Consider the following 18,343-nt stretch of genomic DNA (forward strand, 5'->3'; position numbering starts at 1 on the left):
TTCTAAAAGATTGTAGAAGAAAAAAATATTTTAAGATAGATATAACGCTGACGAATATTTGAAGTTACCCGTTGAGAGTTTTTTTTGATCCCTGTTCTTTTAGTTATTATCGCTACTACTTAACCATCGTTAACATCGTAACCATACATAACCATTTCCCATCGATCCAAATAAAAGTACTGGTTGACCATTCATAAAGGCTGAAATCCTCTCCCATCCAGGTTCCTGCGCTGGTGCCCTTACTGATCACTACGGCAGTATTGCCTTTAATTGTGATATGCATTTCATCTGAATCCATCCGGTTATGCGTGAGTTTACCGGATGCTATCGGAACAAGAAAATCAGCTTTAGTGGTAATACCATCTGCACCAACGATCACCCAATCATCGGTCATGAATGGTGAGATTTGGTTCACATCATTGCTGACGATGGCCTGATCCCAACGGATTACCGTTTCCCGTAAAGCTGACTCGCTCATATGATTGGATTTATTTGTGCTGTTCCCTGGCTTTCAGGAAGCCACCCTGTTTCAATTTCACCAGGTCTTCAACATAGTTTCTGTATACAACAATGGCTTTACCAGCTTCCAATTTGTAATAGGGCGCAGGGAAATATACCTTCCATTCTTCTTTAGTAAGCTTTCCTTTCAGAGGGATTGCCACTTCTTCGGAGAAATCCAGTTTCACTGGTTTAACAGTGGTATGCTTATTCAATTCGTGTGCGTAATCACGGGTCTCGTAAGGGCCCGCCCATTTCTGGTCCTTTGTTTTGTAAACATGATTTTACATATATTTTTCATGTACATAGGTGCCGCTGTCTGCAAATACATAAAGCAAAACGTTTTTGTATCGTGTAAATGGCGGCCTGCCATAATGATCAAAAACGAGGAACTCAATGGTATCTCCTTCAAATTTGCCATATACTTTTTGAAGAATACGATATTTTGCTTTAAAGCTCTCATCGAACTCCCCGGGCTGATATGGTAACTGATCAACCGTGATCATTTCTCCTACAAATGCAAAGAGCTTGTTGTATCCTCCATTATAGTTCCTCACCGAATCGGCAGGTTTATATCTTTTCGTTTCCTTCATATCGGGAGAAGTTACTCCGGTTTGAGAATAGCCCGTCAGAGCAGCCAGGGATAAGGTGGCAAATAAAATGCCTGAAGCAATATTCATGTTGATGGATTGTCAGATCCGTTTCGCTTTTTTGGGCACTGTCCCCTCCTGGAACTCTTTGCGCTGCGTCTTATCGCCAAGGTCCATCACAAAGCGCTCCCACTCTCCTTTCTCATTCAACACAGCGCAACTCCAATCTCCCGTTACATCGTCTGCGAACTGCCAGAGAATATGGTAGCCATCTTCATTGGAAAATCCTTCATCGTCTGCCTGCAAAATGCCACCAACTTTATTCCAGATGGTGGATTTGATATTGGCCACTATTTCATAATTCCCTTCTTCGAAGGATGCATCCAGCATCTGGATTGCATAGATCACTTTCACTTTATTGAAATATTCGGTGAGCCATTGTACTGAAGAAAGCGGTTTGTCTTCCTGGATGAATTCACGGAATTCGTTCAGCTCATCCTGTCCGAGTTCGCCGGGCAATACGGGATTCCTTTCCAGTTGAGCGAGGTGATCGCCTTCTTCATTGAGGATGTCTATAACAGTCCATTTGCCGGGCTCTTCGCCTTCATCGAAAGCGAATTTGGCAGATAATTCTTCTGAAACGAGTCCTTCCATTAAGTCATCCATATGGATGTCCGGGTCCTGCGTGCCTAAAACTCTGATGTAATATCCCATTGTTGCTGGTTTATGAGCTGTAAAGTACGGGAAGAATTATGATATGGGGAAATGGATAGTGGCAGGCGGGTTGTTCGCCGGAGGCGAACTAATAGAAGTCTCTCGCCGGGAGGCGAGCGACTGCCAGCTCTCTGCCTGCATTGGACAAACCGGGAAGTTAATGGGAAAAAATGGGGCTGGCCGATTGATATGACCAGCCCCTCTGAATGGCTAAGGTTCCGTGGCTATACTTTGTACATTATTTTCTTTTTCTTCTTATGAGGAGGATGGTTCCTGCAATCAGCAGCAGCCCCGGGATAGCATATACGAAAACGTACCAGAGCACTTTACCAGTGTTTCTTCCAATGGTGAGGAATACATCTTTATGCTCTATGATCCTTGTATATACCGGGTACTCGTTATTTGTAAGCCAGCTATACAATCCCAGACCGATTGCGCCGCCACTGGAATATCCGGAAGTCATAAAATCAGCATCTCCCATCACTATTATCCTCTGCTCCCTGTTATTTACCTGGCGGGTCATTTTGATGCCGATCACATATTCATCGCGTTGTATATCGCCTTTTTCCGGCTCAAACACTGAAGCAGCAGAATCTTCCTGAACGTATCCTTTTTCGATCCAGGCATTCTTATTACCGGCCAAAGTGAATATAGGCTCGATAACAAATCCATTCGTGTCAACATAATTGATTACGGCCGCTCCGGGAAAAAAGCTGCTAATACCGTACTTAGGATCCAACTGGTACAAATGCATTGCACTCTCCTTCGCCAAATAAGCTCCGGCCCTCGTCATAGCGCCTCTTATATGGTCAGCATTACCTGTATTATGTTTATTATAAAGCAGCTTCCCATCCTCCAGGTTCACTCCTATCTTGTTCAATACAGGATTGAGCATTTGTTGTTTGCCGGGCTCGGCATAGAACATGGCATTGCCGCCCTCTTCGATAAAACGAAGTATCGAATCCTGTTCTGTTTTTTCCAATGCTGATTTAGGATCGGCTACTACCAGAAGTTTTGGTTTATCCACCAAACTACCATGCAGGAAAGAAACAGTATCGGCCATCATACCATTATTGATCATGGCTGGAGCCATCAGCGTATTGTTGGTATGTGAACCAAATTCTCTTTCTCCATTTCGCCAGGGGCTGCGCTCATAATGACCTGCAGTGAATTTCACTTCAGGTTGAAGGTTCCTGGTAAGCTTCATCACTGATGCAGACACCACAGGTTCCGGAGGCCAGATTATGAAATCAAACGTGCGGAGCAACGTTTTCTTTTCCTTATACTTCAGCTCCATCACCAGTCGCATTGGCTCGCGCGAAAGGTCTACCTGCTTATTGATCTCGCCGGGTTTCTGAAAAAGGTCCAGGTCATTTTTACTCATTCGCGCAAACTGTTTGGCAATATGATGAATACTCTTATTCTTGAATGCCTTGTACAGCATACTGTCTCCTTTCGGAATATCATAATAGTATTCATATTTCAGTTTGATATTGGGATAGAAACGAATGTATTTGCTCCAGAAATTCTGGATATAGGCATTTCTTGCATTGGGTACTCCGAAAGGTAAATTAGCACCAAGGAGGTTGGTATACAGGGTTACTGTTACGGGCGAACCATCAAGCTCTTTCAGTACGGCCTGCGTGGCGGGATCGATGGTATTGAGCTTATTACGCGTTACATCCAGGTAGCCGATATAACCCGGACGGGAACTGGCATAGCCAAGCAACAGCACCAGGGTAATCAGCGTCATGTTGCGACCGGCGGCAACCGTCCATTTTTTCGATTCATGTTTACTTTTCAATTTGATCATCGCCAGGCCAAGGAAAAGTGCAATAATCAACAGAAAATAGAACAGGTCTTTTGTTGTGATCAGCCCGGCAATCATGGTTTCCGTTCTGCCGGAGATCTGAAGGAACCAGGTAAGGTCACGAATGAAATCATAGTGCTGAAAAAAACCGCCCGCTATTTCCAGCACAAAGAATGCAAGGAATGTAATAATACCGGCAACTATCTGATAATTGGTCAAACAGGAAATAAAAAGTCCGATGGCCATATAGGTACTGCTCACGAGAAACAGACCGAGCATGATACTCAAAAGCCAAAGCGGCTCTGCGTTCTGAATGGTGAGATAGCCGGTGAACAGCAGCAGACCCACAGCACTCATGAGTGCGAGATTAAAACCTTGCAGGCCCAGGTATTTCCCCAAAACGATTTCGCGGATCCTTACGGGTGATGAGCTCAGTAATTTCATGGTGCCGGAGGTCTCCTCCCTGTTGATGATTCCCATGGTGATGAGCGGAATAAAAAGATAGAGATATTTAAGGCATTGCCCCAGTGTGCCGAGAAACATATTAATGGTCAGCGGTCCGGTAAAACCGTTCCAACCGGGGCTATTGGTCTTTTCTATTTCCTGGATCCTTGCTCCGTCCATCAATGGCGTCACAAACTGCATACCGCTGATCACAAAGAATACTACTATCACCACCCAGGCAATGGGAGAAAAGAACAATGTTCTGAGCTCAGCCCTTGCTATTTTGAGAATTATTTTCATTGCAAATACGGTTGTATGGAATTTTATTTTTTTAGTTACCGATCATTTCAAGAATGCCTTCATTCCTGATGATCATCATACCCTGTCTGTCTTCCGTGATACCATCCTTTAGACGGTAAGTATATTTAGGGATACCAGCTTCGAGAACCGTAGGCATGTATTCGAATTGAATATTCTTCCGCTGCTTCAGCGCATCTCCCACTTCAATGATATGTGTTGATACAATGAATAGACAGTTCACATATTCCGAAAAGGCTTCGGTTACAGCCAGTGTGCCATCGTAGGCATCTTTTACGTTGGTGCCTTTGAACAATTCGTCGAACATCAGCAGCAGGTGTTTGCCGGTAGCAGTAGCATCAGCCGCATTCTTCACCCGCACCACTTCCGCATAGAAATGACTATAACCTAATGCAATATTATCCGCCACATTGATACTGGAATAAATCCCTTCCCGCACAGAGAACTCCATGGATTTTGCTGCTACGGGAAAACCGATATGCGCGAGGTACATACCAATGCCGATACTCTTCATCCAGGTGGATTTACCGGCCATATTGGCGCCGGTGAGGAAGATCACGTTGCTTTGCTCCTGCATTTCAATATCATTCCCGATTGCCTTTTCAATACAGGGATGTTTCAGATCGATGGCATGCAGTCTGTTCAGTTTTTTGGGCAGGGCTTCAGCGTAAGTAAAATTCCTGGCGGCTGCTACACTACTAACGGCAATGTTCAGATCCAGTTCACTGATAAAAAACAATACATCTTTTATTTGTTCATAGAACCGGCTTTTGAGGAGATGGTCGTAAGCGGCAATGGTCTTTACAGAGATGGACGAGTAGATATTGGTGTTGAGCAGTTCCGCTATCTGACTTTCGCCGAGTATTTTCAATACCTGATCAACGCGAGCGTTGAAAGGCCCATTTGTCTGTTGGAGTGTCAGAGCAAATGCATAACATTTCTGAAGTGTTACGATAGTAGCCTGCAGCCCCTGTATCAATGCCTTGTACCGATGATCACGGGTGAGGGATGCCAGGGTTTTCTTCATCAGGATATTGGCAAAGCTGCGTAATTGCCCGGATTCCGCTGCCGCATCGGTGTATTCCTGCATCAGCAGTACCTGCTGCGGATCGAAAGGGAATTGGTATTTCCCTTCCTGAAAGAAGCGAAAGATGGCAGTGCGTTGATTGAGCGCTACATCATCCATCAAAGGATGTTTGAAATACTGTTCCAGCAGTTGTTCACCACCACGGGTCTTCACCTGGTTGAAAAGAAAGTATACAGATCCCTGGCGAAATTTCCCCATCAGGTTCAGCTCATCCTGGGATTGCCTGTCTATACTAAAACTCATACTTTTAAATTTTATTTGAGTGTGGCCGGTGACTTTTGTTTGTTCGCCTCCGGCGAACACAGTGTCGCCGGAGGCGACAGAATAGAAGTCACTCGCCGGGAGGCGAGCGACTGCCCGCACGCTGTGTTTATTCTTTCTTTCCTTTTTTCAATGTCTCAAGGATTCCTTCATTGCGAATGATGATCATGCCATGACGGTCATCGGTTATCCCCTTCTCCAACGTATAGGTATATTCGGGAATAGCGCCGTTCATTCGTGTAGGCAGGTAGTGAAATCCGATATTGGGTTTCTGTTTAAGCTCATCACCGGCTTCCACGATATGGGAAGAGATCAGGAAAAGGCTGTTCTTCTTCCTGGCAAAAGCATGTGTTACAGCCACTGTTCCTTCATGCGCATCTTTCACATTCGTGCCCCTGAATAGTTCGTCAAAAACAACAAAAATGGATTTGCCGGCGCCCAGTTCCGATGCTACCTGCTTCACGCGCAGAACTTCTGCGTAAAAATGACTGGCCCCGATACCAAGATTATCCGGCAGATTGATTGTAGTGTAAATCCCATCCATAACCGAAAACTCCATTGACTTTGCCGCCACGGGAAACCCCATATGGGCCACATATACAGCAATACTGAATGCCCTGAGGAAAGTGGATTTACCCGCCATATTGGCCCCGGTAAGGAAAACAATGGATGTAGCCGCATTCATGCTCAGGCTATTTGGAACAGGGCTTTTCAACTCAGGATGGTACACGCCTTCCAGTTTCAGTGTATTGGAACTCTGCGGATGTACAACAGGAAAAATGAACTGTCTTTTTGTAGCAACGGTGGCAACAGAGATAAACACGTCCATCTCGTAGATGAATTGCAGGATGCTGATCACCTGACCTCTTTCCCTGATCCGGATCAGGATATCGAAAGCTGTAACAGCCGCATAAGAGATCTTTGTACCAGGCTTCTCCTTCAATACCGGCTCCAATGCGGGCAGTTTCAAGAGCTCTATCATTCTCTTTCTCTCTTCCAGTAATTCCTGTACCTGAACAATAGCTCCTTTTTCCAGGAATATTTGTACAGCATGGAAAAGTGAAATAAAAGCGCTTACACCATTGCTGATCTCTTTTTCACCCAGGGAAGATTGACGGCCTTCGTTATTATCGTTTTGCTGCGTAATGTATTTCTCAACATTGTCCAACAATGCCGGTTCAAAGGGGAACTTCGTTTGCTGCCGGGCAAATGCTTCGATGATGGCTGCCCGTTTGCTGATGGCTTCTTTGTCTGACAATGGATTCCGGAACATCTTTTCCAGCAGGGACTCACCACCACGGGTAGACGTATTATTGTAAATATCGTAAATGCCGCTTCGCTCCCTTTTGGCAAACAGTCTGAGATCTTCGATGGTTTGATCATCCGTCTGGAGGAACATCTTGTATATTTTTACTGATTATCGTTTTCTATTTTCTTTTCCTGCGCACCAGTACGATCACGGCCAGAAGTATGAGTCCTGCCGGCACCAGGTATACCAGCACATCCAACTGAATCTGCGCTCCCCGGTTACTGAGTGTAAAGAACCTGTCAACCGCAAGCGGGTAATTGGCATAGGCGGGATATCGATTGTTCAATCCCCAGCTATATAACGCGAGATTGAGCCTGTACTTACTGAGTCTTTCGAAGGTCATGAAATCCGCGTCACTCGCCACAATGATCCGTTGCTCCCGGTTATTGATCTTCCTGGTGAGCTTTACAGCCACTACATATTCAGTCTTCCGAACATCGCCTTCGGCGGCTGAGAAAACCGGCGCTGCAGAATCCACTACCAGTACTCCATTTTCGATCCAGGTATTTTCATTGCCTTGCTGTACAATCACAGGCTCGATGGTAAATCCATTGGTATCTGCAAAGCTGATATGACCTGCTCCCTCATTCCACACCTGTCCTCCCATGATGCCATAGTCCTGGAAATACTGCATGAGCCTTTCTTTAGCCAGAAAATTACCGGCCCTGGTGAGTTTGTTCACAGATAAATGCGGCATTTCATGTTCATTGGGATGAACGATGATGCCATTGTTTACATGTACTCCGAGCTTTGATAATATGGGTTGAAGAATGAACTGCTTGCCGGGCTCACTCAAGATGATTGCATTGCGGCCTTCATCGATATATTGATTGATCCTGTTCTTTTCTTCCTGGCTATACTCCGATCTTGGATCGGCAATCACCAGCAGGTTCACATTTGCAGGAATCCCTGATTGCTGAAGAGAGAAAGTATCGCAATCAACACCATTGTTGATAAGGGATATGGGCTCTGATTTACTAATGGCATGATTTTGATAATCTCTTCTTGCATGTTTGAAGGGGCTGCGTTCAAAGTGGCCCGACAGAAAACCTATCCGCACATCACTACTCCTTGAAAGCCTTTTGATACTTCCTGAAACATTTTCCTGTGTTGGCCAAACGTCTGGCGGCGTATAGGTTCGCAAAAATGTTTTCTTCCCTTTATATTCAAGCTCCATGAGCAGGCCCAGGTCTTCTTTCGACAGATCGGTCAATTGATCTATCTCCTGCTTTTTTTTGAATATGGAAGACCGGATACCCAGAATTTCCGCCTGGATCACTGCAATTTCTTCGAGTGTTTTGCCTGGATATTTCCGGTAATAACTACTGTCGCTTTCTTTCAATCCATAGTAGTATTCATATTTGAAATGAATGTTTGGATAGAATCGAATGTATGGCTCCCAGAAACCCCAGATATAATTGTTGCGGCTTTGCGGCAGCCCATAAGTTCCGCTCCTGCCCAGCAGGTTGGTATACAGCGTAACTGTCAGCGGCGATCCGTCCAGTTCTTTCAAAACAGCCTGGGTAGCGGGATGCAGCGTATTCCTTTTTGTTTTCGTAAGATCTGCATAAGCAATATAACCCGGTCTTGAACTGAAGTAACCAAGGATACAAACCAGCAGGAACAATCCTGTATACCTGGTAAAAATGGCTGTCCATTTTTTTGATTCCTGTGTACTTTTCAATTTGATCAGCGTGAATCCCACAAAGAGCAGAACGATCAAAAGGAAGTAGATCACATCACGACTGGTGATCAAACCGCCCAACATCAGCTCTGCCCTTCCCTGCATGGAAAGCGCCAGGGTAAGATCGCGGATAAGATCGTATTGCTGCCAGAGAGCATTGATATTGGACAGCACAAACAGCAGGGCGAATGTAAGCACTGCAGCCACCACCTGGTAACTGGTAAGGGCCGACACAAATAGTCCGATGGCAGAAAATGCATTCAGTATCAGGAACAATGCCAATAGCCCTGCCATATACCAACCGGTTTCTGCATGTTCGATATTGAAATACGAAGCCACCATGATGATGGAAAAAACAAGCAATACCAGGATATTGAAGAAAACAATGCCCAGGTATTTGCCCAATACGATCTCGCTGGTGGATACAGGTGAGGAATACAGTAATTTGATAGTGCCTGTATTCACCTCCCGGTTGATCACTCCCATGGTAAGCAATGGCACCAGCATATAAATATATTTCGCGAACTGCTGCAACAACGGGAGCACATAATTTGCTGAAATACCACCTGCAAAGCCGATCCAGTTTTCCTGCTCTTCCAGCATCACTTCCTGCATGCTTGTCATTCGTTCAACCGGCGCCGTGAGCAGCACAGCCCCGATGATATAAAAAAGGATCAATACCAGCCAGGCAATAGGTGAATAGAACAAATTCCTCAGCTCTGCCCTGGCTATCTTAAAGATTATTTTCATTAGTAAGCGCATTATGATTGCCTGGATAATTGTTTGAACACATCATCTAAGACAGATTTTTCCAAACTGATCTCCTGCAGTTTCCAGTTATGCTGTATACTGGCCGCAATGATGGATTCATTCACGGGTTTGTTTTCTGCAAACCAGATCCGGCATTGTCTGTCTGTGATGAACTGCACTTTGGTAACGCCTGGAATTTTGCTGAGCTCGGATTCAGATGGAGGATTTTCCATCCGCACCAATATAGTAGTAGGCTGCAGGTAATTGTTGAAACTCTCCATGGAATCAGAGAACACCATTCGCCCCCCTTCTATCATGATGATATCCCGGCAAAGCAGGTTGATCTCTGAAAGTACATGTGAGCTCAACAGAATGGTATGATCCACTGCAATTTCCCTGATCAGTTTTCTGGCTTCGATGATCTGGTTGGGATCGAGCCCATTGGTGGGCTCGTCCAACACTACTATACCGGGTTTATGGATGATGGCCTGTGCAATGCCTACACGCTGACGATAGCCACCACTGAGGTTCCTGATCAGCCTCGAGCTGAAATGTGTGATGCCAGTTCTGTCCATCACTTCCGCCACAGCTTTTTTCACTTTTCCAGTTTCTATGAATCGCAGATCGGCTGCATAGGTGAGAAATTCCTGAACGGTGAAATCGCTGTACACCGGCGGCGTTTGGGGAAGAAAGCCCAGTTGCTTTTTTGCCAGCCTGGGATCCTTGCTTTTATTGATGCCGTTGATGATTACATTCCCTTCTGTCTGATTCAGCACTCCGCAGATGATATTCATAGTGGTAGACTTGCCGGCTCCATTGGAGCCGAGCAGTCCGATCACACCGGGTTGACTGATCTCGAAATTAATATCACGGATAGCCCAGGCACTGGAATACCTGTGGGAAAGGTTTTCCACTTTTAATACTGTACTCATATGTTTTACTATTGAAGAATAAGGCTGTAGTACCTTATCTGTGATTCATCAGGTAGACTTTTTGTTCATTGGGTCCTGTACCGTTGTAATGGCCTGTAAGCACGAGTGTATTGGACTTGTTATACCATTTGTTGATCACAACACTACCATTAACATAGCCGAAATTATCTGCAATAAATACAGCAAGCAGTTCTTCAGAGGCCTGGTCCCTGATCTCGAATTCATACTGACCAACAGCCGTTCTGGCATTCATTTCCGTAAACTCACCAATGCCTTTGTATGGCAGGCTCTGCATGAATGAGCCGGCAGGTTCACCTTTAAGGTTCACACTGATGGGCTGGGCATTGCCAAAATTGGCGAAACGAATAAAGGTTACACTGTCATTTGCTTTCAATGCTGGGATTTCGTCTTTATGCAGGAGGAACTCAGCGGCTGTTTTATTGCCGAAAATGAACATGGAGTAGAAGCTCTTTTCTTCCAGCTCCAGGTTGGCCCTGATCAGAGGTGAGTCATGTGTTGACGTATCGGACGTGCTCCAGAGATCCAACGGCTGCAGAGGCTGTTTGGTAGAGATGGAATTGGTTCTTACATCATAGTACTGCTTATTGTTGATCATGAGCGCTGTTTTAAATTGCAGCGGCCTGTTACCGGACAGATCAGCGTACAGTTCCGTACCATTGTCCAGCGCATTAAAAAGCTGAACAGTGGATGGGCTGCCAACAAAGGGCTCTTCTTTACTGCAGGCAGCGAGCATTAACATTCCGAGCAGTATAACTGTCATGGATATCCTGATCCGGTGATTGCAGCACCGGTATGAAAATGAACTGACCATAAAATATTTTTATTGAGTGTTCTCTTTTACATGTATTAATTCAGTACTACCTGCTATTGTATTCAGGATTCTGTACCAGGAAGGCATTAACCTTGATCTCATCCGTGGGTATGGGATACAATAACTGATAATCTCCCCACCAGGGTTGTTTGTTCGCCATTGCTGCTAGAACAGCTCCTGCTTTCCCGGTCCTTTTCAGATCGAACCAGCGGTGCGCCCATTCGCCGAACAGCTCTACCCTTCTCTCCTGCGCAATCGCCTCCTTAACCTGTTCTGCCGTAAGGGACTGATCGAGATTGTCCAGATCTGCCCTTCCTCTCAAAACATTCAGATCTGAAATGGCATTGTCTTTTCCCCCGGGAGACAGCAGCACAGCGGCTTCTGCACGTACCAGGTACATTTCTGCCAGTCGTATCACGGTATAGTATTCCGTTTGCGCCCCTGCCCCAAAGCCTCCGTTTTTGTATTTCCACGGCATATGCCAGCTGAGTTTCTGAACAGTCCAGGAACTTTTTCTTTTATCACCTGTTTCAAAAGCATTCATCAATTCATTGGTCAGCGAATAACGCGGTATCCAGGTTGGATCCGGAACCCCTGGTGGGATGTTGTATTCGACAGCCTCAGGGATGCGATTGCCGATATTTAGGTTTTCCGAAGCAGGTTTAAGCTGAAAAATAGCTTCGGGACTTTCCTTCAGAAAAACATTATCAATATTGAATTCGATGGAGAATAAAGCAGTTTGGCCGATCACTTCCGTAGCACTTGCAATGGCCTTATCGTATTCTCCAGTGTAGAGATACACACGGGCCAGCAATGCTTCGGCAACCCACCTGTTCACTCTCACCTTCTCACCTTTTCCTACTGAAAGATCAGCGGCCAGCATAGGCTTTGCCGTTATGAGATCAGCCTTGATCTGCTCAAATACTTTGGGAACAGGCGAACGTGAAAGCCGGTTTGTTTTATTGAAATCCGTGGTAAGCGCCAGTGGAAGATCGCCAAAGAAATTGACGAGATAAAAATAAGCGAAGGCACGCAATACAAGGGTTTCCCCTCTCAATTGATTGCGGATACTGTCCGGAATATTGGAAGCACTGTTCCCGGAAAGACCTTCCAGCACTGCATTTGCATCGTAAACCAGTTTATAGGCAGTTACCCAGATCGCTTTCGATTTTCCCATGATCGCAAGCGTTAGCTTATTGTTATTGGTTGCCAGATCTTCGATGTTGCTGGAAGTAACTACCCTGTATTCATCCGAAGACAGTCCCCCCGAAATGGTGCTCAACCCGGCCGCAAAAGCAGAACTGCCAATGTTCATTAAGTCAAGATTTAGCCCATGTATCATTTTGGAATAAAGACCGGCTACTGCCCATTCGGCCTGTTTGCTATCCGAAAACAATTCTCCTGTAGTAACTGTATTGATAGGAGGAGCTATTTCAAGTAGTTTTTTACATCCCGTAATGCAAATCAGGATGGCAGCAGCATATATGAGATAAAATTTTTTCTTAAGCATACTATCAGATTTAGAAGGAGAGTCTTAAACTGGTGGTGATCACCCTTGAGATGGGAATTGTATTGGTTACGCCATCCACATCCGGATCAAAACCTTTGAATGAAGAAAGTGTAAAAATGTTCCCTGTGCCGATTGCAAAGCCGGCAGATTTGATACCTGTTTTACTGAGCCATTTTTCCGGCAGGGAATAAGCCAGGTTCAGGCTTACCATGCGGAGGTATTTCACTTTTACATAATACCCGTCAGAGTTCTGAAAGGGTCCGAGCTCAGTCACCCTGGTGGTATACCTGGGGAATTTCACTATATCGCCGGGCTTTTGCCAGTGATTGTTTTTGACCTCCTCCGGCAGAATAAAATTTATCTGCTCACCCGGTAATCCCTGGAACAAAGGATTGGGACGATATTTATTGGTGAAAGAGAAGTTGGTGCTCAACGAAATTCTTTTGTACCCCGCGTTGACTACCAAACCACCATAGTATTTATCATTCATATCGATCAGGATACGCCTGTCGTCCAGTGCAGATAGAGGGAATCCCTGTCCTGTTGTTACTCTTCCATCCTTGTTAGCATCCTCGAAAGTGAATGAGCCTGTCAACGGATCGATCCCCGTATATTTAAGGAGATAACGTGCATCCATTGATGCGCCTACTTTATATAACCCTTTGTCTGGTGAACTTTCCAGACCCGGATAATCTGCCAGGGTATTTTTGTTGGTACTCACATTGAAATCCAGAGAAACATGCCAATCCTCCTTGTTAACCAGCTTCACACCCAGGGTAATTTCAACTCCTTTGTTTTGAACAGCTGCCAGTGAATTCCCTAGCACCTGTGCAAAACCAGTATACAATGGTTGGTCCAGATTAGTGATCTTATTCTTTGAGAGGTTTTTATATGCGTTGATGGTAAACGTAATCTTATCTTTTAGAAAACCCATGCTCAACATGATATCTGAACGCCTGGACCCTTCCCATCTGTAATCCTGGTTCAGTGGTCTTTGAACATGGAAAGCCATTGTTCCATTATAATTCGGCAGCAGATAGCTGGAACCGGAAAGAAAAGAATTTCCCCAGTGCGACAAATATTCATAATCTGAATAGACGTCACCTCCAACAATACCGGTATTTCCTGACAGTTTCAAATAGTTGAACCAGGAGGGCATGATCCTTTTCATCCATTTTTCTTCTGAAATATTCCAGCCCAGGCCCAGAGATCCGAAATTGCCGAACTGCTTGCCTGGTCCGAACCTGGATGAACCGTCCCTTCTGCCACTCAGTTTGATTATATATTTTCCGTCCCAGGAATAGTTGATGAGCGCGGAACCTGATATATACCGGTATTGCTTAAACGCATCCTGAGACATCACAAGCCTCGCATTGGTAGCAGATTTCATCAGGGCGTCGTTGGGAAACATCTGTGCAAATGTGAGGCGGCTGTTCGTTACCACATTATTCAGGTTACCGATCACTTGCACAGACAGATCGCCTTTTCCGATAAGCTTTTTGTATTGAAGCTGGGGCTCTACCTGCCAGCCTTTATTGACGGTTGATCCGTAGTTGGCGCTGGAAACAACCCTGAAAGCGGGATCCAATGAAGCAGCAGGTACGATGGTATTGTTTTCATTATTGGAGTAATTATAACCAATTGTCGTGGAAACAATCAGCTCTTTGGTGACCTCATACTGGAGAGCAATATTTGCAGCAAAAATTGTTGTTTTGCTGACAGAGGGACGTTTCAGTGGACTGAACGGAAATACGCTTTGGTATTGATCCCTGTAAGGTTCAAAATTGAATTCCCCTTTTTCATTATAAATATCGGGCGCATTGGGTGGCAGTGATCCAGGTAATGCCCCCATTCCATAAACCTTGATATCAGAAAAAGACAAATTGGTGCCAGCATTCAGTCTGAATTTCTGATCAACACTGGCATGTCCGATGGATGAAGCAAAAGTAGTCCGCTGATTTTTACCATCGAGGTTCAGTATTTCCTGCTCGCTGGCATACGAGCCGGATAGCCTGTAATTGGTTTGCGACATCCCACCAGATACGCTGGCATTCACAGTAGTTGTATTGCCTATACCCACCAGCTCGCGACGCCAGTCTGTATATTTTGTAGTATCCCATAGCATCAGGTCTGGTGCGTTATAAATATCGGGCAATATTCCATCATTCCTGAAAGCTTCCCTGCGTACGGCCAGGTATTCCTTTGTGTCCGGAAGCTGTGGATATCTCTGGTTGAATTTGATCCCGCGTTGTACATCGATGCTCAATCGGGTTGGTCCGGCTTTGGCTTTTTTGGTGGTGATCAGAATAACGCCATTGGCTCCCCTGGATCCATAAATAGCAATACCATCCGCATCTTTCAATACATCTATACGTTCGATATCCCTCGGGTTGATACTAAACAATGGGTTTTCGCCTACAGAATTGGTCTGGCCTGCCTGCACCGGCCCGGTAGAAATACCAATAGAGCCCGTAGTGGTGGATGCGTTGAGATATACCAATGGAATGCCATCCACTACATACAGCGGATCGGTATTACGGTTCAGGGAGTTTCTACCGCGTATCACTACCCGAACAGGAGCGGAACTGTTTCCCGACATCCGTTGTATGCTAAGACCAGGTACTCTTCCGATCATGGCTTCCGTGGCAGTCATTACCGGCATTTTTTCTATATCCTCTCCCTTGATGGAACCAATATTACTAATGGCCATTCTCCTGGAAGTTTTGCCATAAGCAGTCACCTGCATTTCATCCAGCTGGCTCACAGATTTTTTCAGGTTAAGGGATAATATGATCTGTCCTGGTGTTTTTGTATCTGCCGTGAAACCGGCACTGGATGATTTCACCTGGTAATCGTTTTCCACTTTTTTGATAGTGATCTCGGAGGTTTCATACCCGATCATACTTATCTGCAAAACAAAATTCTCTGCACTGCTTTTTATCTGGAATATTCCCTTCCCATCAGTAGTAACCCCATTGGAGCTGCCTTTGACCCGCACAGACACACCTGCCAGGAATTCTCCTTCCACTGCCCTGATCACTCCATTGATCACAATCGGCGGCGGCTCGCCACGCAGGAATTCTGTAATGGATTTTGGAACGATGACCTTCTGCGAAAGTATGATGGTCTTGTTCCGGATACTGTATTGTATCGGCTGATCTTTCAATACAAGATTGAGCAATTCCTCCACGCTGACCTCATGCACCGTCACCGATACCTTATGCGATCCGGAGAGAAAACTTTCATTGGAGAAGACCACATAGTCTGTTTGCTTTTCTATTGCGGCAAACACCTGTTTCAGCGTGATCTCCTTGCCGCTCAGGGTCACTTTCTGTGCGAAAGTATTTCCATGGGCCTGGAAAATTGCGGCGGTGAGCAGGAAAATAGCCAATTTCATGACTAAAGTTTTGGTGATAGTTCTGTACAAGTTGCCCCTCCTTTTTCCTGACGGAGGTGGCAAATGATTGTTGAACTCAAAAGCAGTATTTAGCATACCTTTGGGTAAGTTTGGTTTGAGAATAGTATGAACGCAATTCAAATTATGATCAACTGAACGGCATCCGGGAGTGGTACGAACACTTCCGGTTTTTTATGATCATTGTCTAATCAGAGTTTCGATTAACCGATAGGCGTAGATTTTTGATGAGCAATTATTTTTTTACGATCAGTTTCTTTCCTTCGATCACAAACTTAACTTTCGACATATCCAGCGCGTCCAGCAGGTCTTTCAAAGACAGATCCTTGCCCATTTTTCCATAAAACCTGATGGCAGGCGGACTTCCTTCATAGCTCACTTCGATATCATACCATCTCTCCAGTTCTTTCATCACTTCTACCAGTGACGAACCCTCGAAATTGAACAATCCCTTTTTCCAGGCAGTGATCTTTTCGATATCAGCACTCTGGTCAATGGTGATAGCAGGGTAGTTACCAGCCGGTGCAGGTATCACAATTGCCTGCTGACCCGGCTTCAACAACATTTCCTTATTGACTGATGCCGGAACTGCTGTTGAAATATTTTTCACTTTCACCATACCATTCACCAGCGTGGCTTTGATATCAATTTCATTGTCGTAGGAATTGATGTTGAACTCAGTGCCGAGCACTTCCACTTCCGCTTTTTGATTGGCAGTAACGATGAATGGTTTGCGCATATCAGCGGCCACCTCAAAATAAGCTTCGCCGGTAAGCTGTACAGCACGCTGTTTTCCGGTAAAAGCAGTAGGATATTTTAAGGAGCTGGCGGCATTCAACCATACTTTGGTGCCATCGGGTAAAGTGAACTGGAACTGCCTGCCCTTGGGAGTGGTCATAGTATTGAAAGTGACCTTTGAATCGAGATCTTCTTTGGGTTCATAGGTCATGGCGCCATTGGAAAGATGGATATCGCTGCCGTTCTGTTCTGCAATCTTTCCGTTGCGGAGGGAGTCCAGCACCAGTTGGGAACCGTCTGCCAATGTAAGGATCGCTCCTTCCCTACCTGCGGGAATATCAACGGACTTCACAGTTTCAATAACAGGATTCGCTTTTTCCTGAATAGAAAACAGTACTATACCACTTGTGATCAGTACCAGTGCGCTGGCGGCAGCCCAATACCAGAGCCTATTTCTGCGTATGTTGCGGACTGGTGCCTGTGTATTTTCTTCTTCTGATGAATGTATTTGAAGCAGTACCTGGTTGCGGATCAACCGGCCGGTTTCCTCATCGGGTTCCAGTTCAAAGCGACGTTGCTTCAATTCATCGGAGAGGATGTTTTTGAAAGCATCTGCATGGGCATCCTCCTCCAGCATTGAAGCCAACTGGGCTTTCTCAGCTGCCGTGATGCTTTCATCCAGGAAACGTTCTATCAGTATTTTGAGTTGATCTGCTAACATGGTAATTGAGCGGTATGAGCGCCCCTGTTATTAAAGTACCATAACTGGCCCGACAGGGTTACTCGTTGAAAAAAAATTTCAAAAAAAGATAAAGTGGAATATGCGTGCGGATATATTGGCGGAGGAAAGAGAGGGCTTTCACCATTTGGACTTTCACGGTTTCCCGGCTGATCCCGAGCTGGCTGGCGATGGCTTCGTAGGTCAGTCCTTCATTACGGCTCATTTCAAAGATACGCCTGCGCTGCGGCGGTAGTTGGGAGATGGCATCCTGCAGCAGGGTGTTGATCTCGCTGTGATCGAACTGCCGGTCGGGGCGCAACTGTTGCTCAGCATAGTATTGCTCGATATTATCCGTGATGGGCTCTGCTACTTTTTTCCTGACCTCGTTGAAGATCTTGTTGCGGGCGATGATAAAGAGATAGTCTTCCGGACTTTCCACTTCCGGCAGCTTATGACGACTCTTCCAGATGGCGAGGAACACTTCCTGAACGATGTCCTGGGCCTTGAACCTGTCTTTCAAATAAGCCATGGACTGACTGTAGATCAGGTTCCAGTATTTGTCCAGCAGCAATGTGAACGCAGCTTCATCCCCTTCTGCGATCTGAAGGAAAAGTTGATGGGGCGTATATAGGGTCTGGCTCAAAGCAGTTCGGGATTGCCTTTAAATTGGGAACAATAAATAAATGGAAAAATGTACAGGAAAGGTTGGAAAAATGAAAAGCTGCAAACA

At 45.4% G+C, this 18,343-nt stretch carries 14 protein-coding genes; all 14 read right to left on the reverse strand.

The window, feature by feature from the left end; genetic code table 11:
• Positions 1-115: 115 nt before the first annotated feature.
• Positions 116-478, reverse strand: a complete 363-nt coding sequence (locus FSB84_RS24580) for a nuclear transport factor 2 family protein (RefSeq protein WP_130540497.1) — start codon at positions 476-478, stop codon at positions 116-118.
• A gap of 10 nt (positions 479-488) precedes the next feature.
• On the reverse strand, positions 489-713 hold the full coding sequence (locus FSB84_RS24585) for a hypothetical protein (protein WP_130540498.1): 225 nt from the start codon (positions 711-713) through the stop codon (positions 489-491).
• A gap of 69 nt (positions 714-782) precedes the next feature.
• Positions 783-1,178, reverse strand: a complete 396-nt coding sequence (locus tag FSB84_RS24590; protein ID WP_130540499.1) for a hypothetical protein — start codon at positions 1,176-1,178, stop codon at positions 783-785.
• Between the two features lie 12 nt (positions 1,179-1,190).
• Complete coding sequence (locus FSB84_RS24595; RefSeq protein WP_130540500.1) at positions 1,191-1,802, reverse strand: hypothetical protein; 612 nt, start codon at positions 1,800-1,802, stop codon at positions 1,191-1,193.
• Positions 1,803-2,040: 238 nt separating this feature from the next.
• Positions 2,041-4,356, reverse strand: coding sequence for an ABC transporter permease subunit (locus FSB84_RS24600; RefSeq protein ID WP_130540501.1), 2,316 nt, complete (start codon positions 4,354-4,356; stop codon positions 2,041-2,043).
• Positions 4,357-4,387: 31 nt separating this feature from the next.
• Entirely contained in the window at positions 4,388-5,704 is a 1,317-nt protein-coding gene (locus FSB84_RS24605; RefSeq protein ID WP_130540502.1) for a MutS-related protein, read from the reverse strand.
• Positions 5,705-5,831: 127 nt separating this feature from the next.
• Positions 5,832-7,121 carry a MutS-related protein gene (locus FSB84_RS24610; RefSeq protein ID WP_130540503.1) on the reverse strand — a complete coding sequence of 430 codons (1,290 nt, stop codon included), beginning with the start codon at positions 7,119-7,121 and terminating at the stop codon, positions 5,832-5,834.
• Between the two features lie 28 nt (positions 7,122-7,149).
• The gene (locus FSB84_RS24615; RefSeq protein WP_158644104.1) at positions 7,150-9,465 is read right to left on the reverse strand and encodes an ABC transporter permease subunit; all 2,316 of its coding nucleotides are present in this window, start codon (positions 9,463-9,465) and stop codon (positions 7,150-7,152) included.
• An 11-nt stretch (positions 9,466-9,476) separates the two neighbouring features.
• Positions 9,477-10,397 (reverse strand): ABC transporter ATP-binding protein, encoded by a 921-nt coding sequence (locus FSB84_RS24620; protein ID WP_130540505.1) that lies wholly within the window; start codon positions 10,395-10,397, stop codon positions 9,477-9,479.
• Positions 10,398-10,431: 34 nt separating this feature from the next.
• Complete coding sequence (locus tag FSB84_RS24625) at positions 10,432-11,157, reverse strand: hypothetical protein (protein ID WP_147122353.1); 726 nt, start codon at positions 11,155-11,157, stop codon at positions 10,432-10,434.
• A gap of 118 nt (positions 11,158-11,275) precedes the next feature.
• A complete protein-coding gene (locus FSB84_RS24630) occupies positions 11,276-12,739 on the reverse strand; it encodes a RagB/SusD family nutrient uptake outer membrane protein (RefSeq protein WP_130540507.1) in 1,464 nt (487 codons plus the stop codon).
• 10 nt (positions 12,740-12,749) lie between these two features.
• On the reverse strand, positions 12,750-16,136 hold the full coding sequence (locus tag FSB84_RS24635) for a SusC/RagA family TonB-linked outer membrane protein (RefSeq protein WP_158644105.1): 3,387 nt from the start codon (positions 16,134-16,136) through the stop codon (positions 12,750-12,752).
• A 253-nt stretch (positions 16,137-16,389) separates the two neighbouring features.
• A complete protein-coding gene (locus tag FSB84_RS24640; protein WP_130540509.1) occupies positions 16,390-17,613 on the reverse strand; it encodes a FecR family protein in 1,224 nt (407 codons plus the stop codon).
• A 58-nt stretch (positions 17,614-17,671) separates the two neighbouring features.
• Positions 17,672-18,256, reverse strand: a complete 585-nt coding sequence (locus FSB84_RS24645) for an RNA polymerase sigma factor (protein WP_130540510.1) — start codon at positions 18,254-18,256, stop codon at positions 17,672-17,674.
• Positions 18,257-18,343 lie beyond the last annotated feature (87 nt).

Origin of the sequence: Pseudobacter ginsenosidimutans, from assembly GCF_007970185.1 — a bacterium.
GTDB classification, from domain to species: domain Bacteria; phylum Bacteroidota; class Bacteroidia; order Chitinophagales; family Chitinophagaceae; genus Pseudobacter; species Pseudobacter ginsenosidimutans.

Excerpts from the sequence above, each read along its gene's own strand:
- FSB84_RS24580 (WP_130540497.1), bottom strand. The coding sequence starts at position 478 with ATGAGCGAGTCAGCTTTACGGGAAACGGTAATCCGTTGGGATCAGGCC.
- FSB84_RS24590 (WP_130540499.1), bottom strand. The coding sequence starts at position 1,178 with ATGAATATTGCTTCAGGCATTTTATTTGCCACCTTATCCCTGGCTGCT.
- FSB84_RS24595 (WP_130540500.1), bottom strand. The coding sequence starts at position 1,802 with ATGGGATATTACATCAGAGTTTTAGGCACGCAGGACCCGGACATCCAT.
- FSB84_RS24600 (WP_130540501.1), bottom strand. The coding sequence starts at position 4,356 with ATGAAAATAATTCTCAAAATAGCAAGGGCTGAGCTCAGAACATTGTTC.
- FSB84_RS24605 (WP_130540502.1), bottom strand. The coding sequence starts at position 5,704 with ATGAGTTTTAGTATAGACAGGCAATCCCAGGATGAGCTGAACCTGATG.
- FSB84_RS24610 (WP_130540503.1), bottom strand. The coding sequence starts at position 7,121 with ATGTTCCTCCAGACGGATGATCAAACCATCGAAGATCTCAGACTGTTT.
- FSB84_RS24615 (WP_158644104.1), bottom strand. The coding sequence starts at position 9,465 with ATGAAAATAATCTTTAAGATAGCCAGGGCAGAGCTGAGGAATTTGTTC.
- FSB84_RS24620 (WP_130540505.1), bottom strand. The coding sequence starts at position 10,397 with ATGAGTACAGTATTAAAAGTGGAAAACCTTTCCCACAGGTATTCCAGT.
- FSB84_RS24625 (WP_147122353.1), bottom strand. The coding sequence starts at position 11,157 with ATGTTAATGCTCGCTGCCTGCAGTAAAGAAGAGCCCTTTGTTGGCAGC.
- FSB84_RS24630 (WP_130540507.1), bottom strand. The coding sequence starts at position 12,739 with ATGCTTAAGAAAAAATTTTATCTCATATATGCTGCTGCCATCCTGATT.
- FSB84_RS24635 (WP_158644105.1), bottom strand. The coding sequence starts at position 16,136 with ATGAAATTGGCTATTTTCCTGCTCACCGCCGCAATTTTCCAGGCCCAT.
- FSB84_RS24640 (WP_130540509.1), bottom strand. The coding sequence starts at position 17,613 with ATGTTAGCAGATCAACTCAAAATACTGATAGAACGTTTCCTGGATGAA.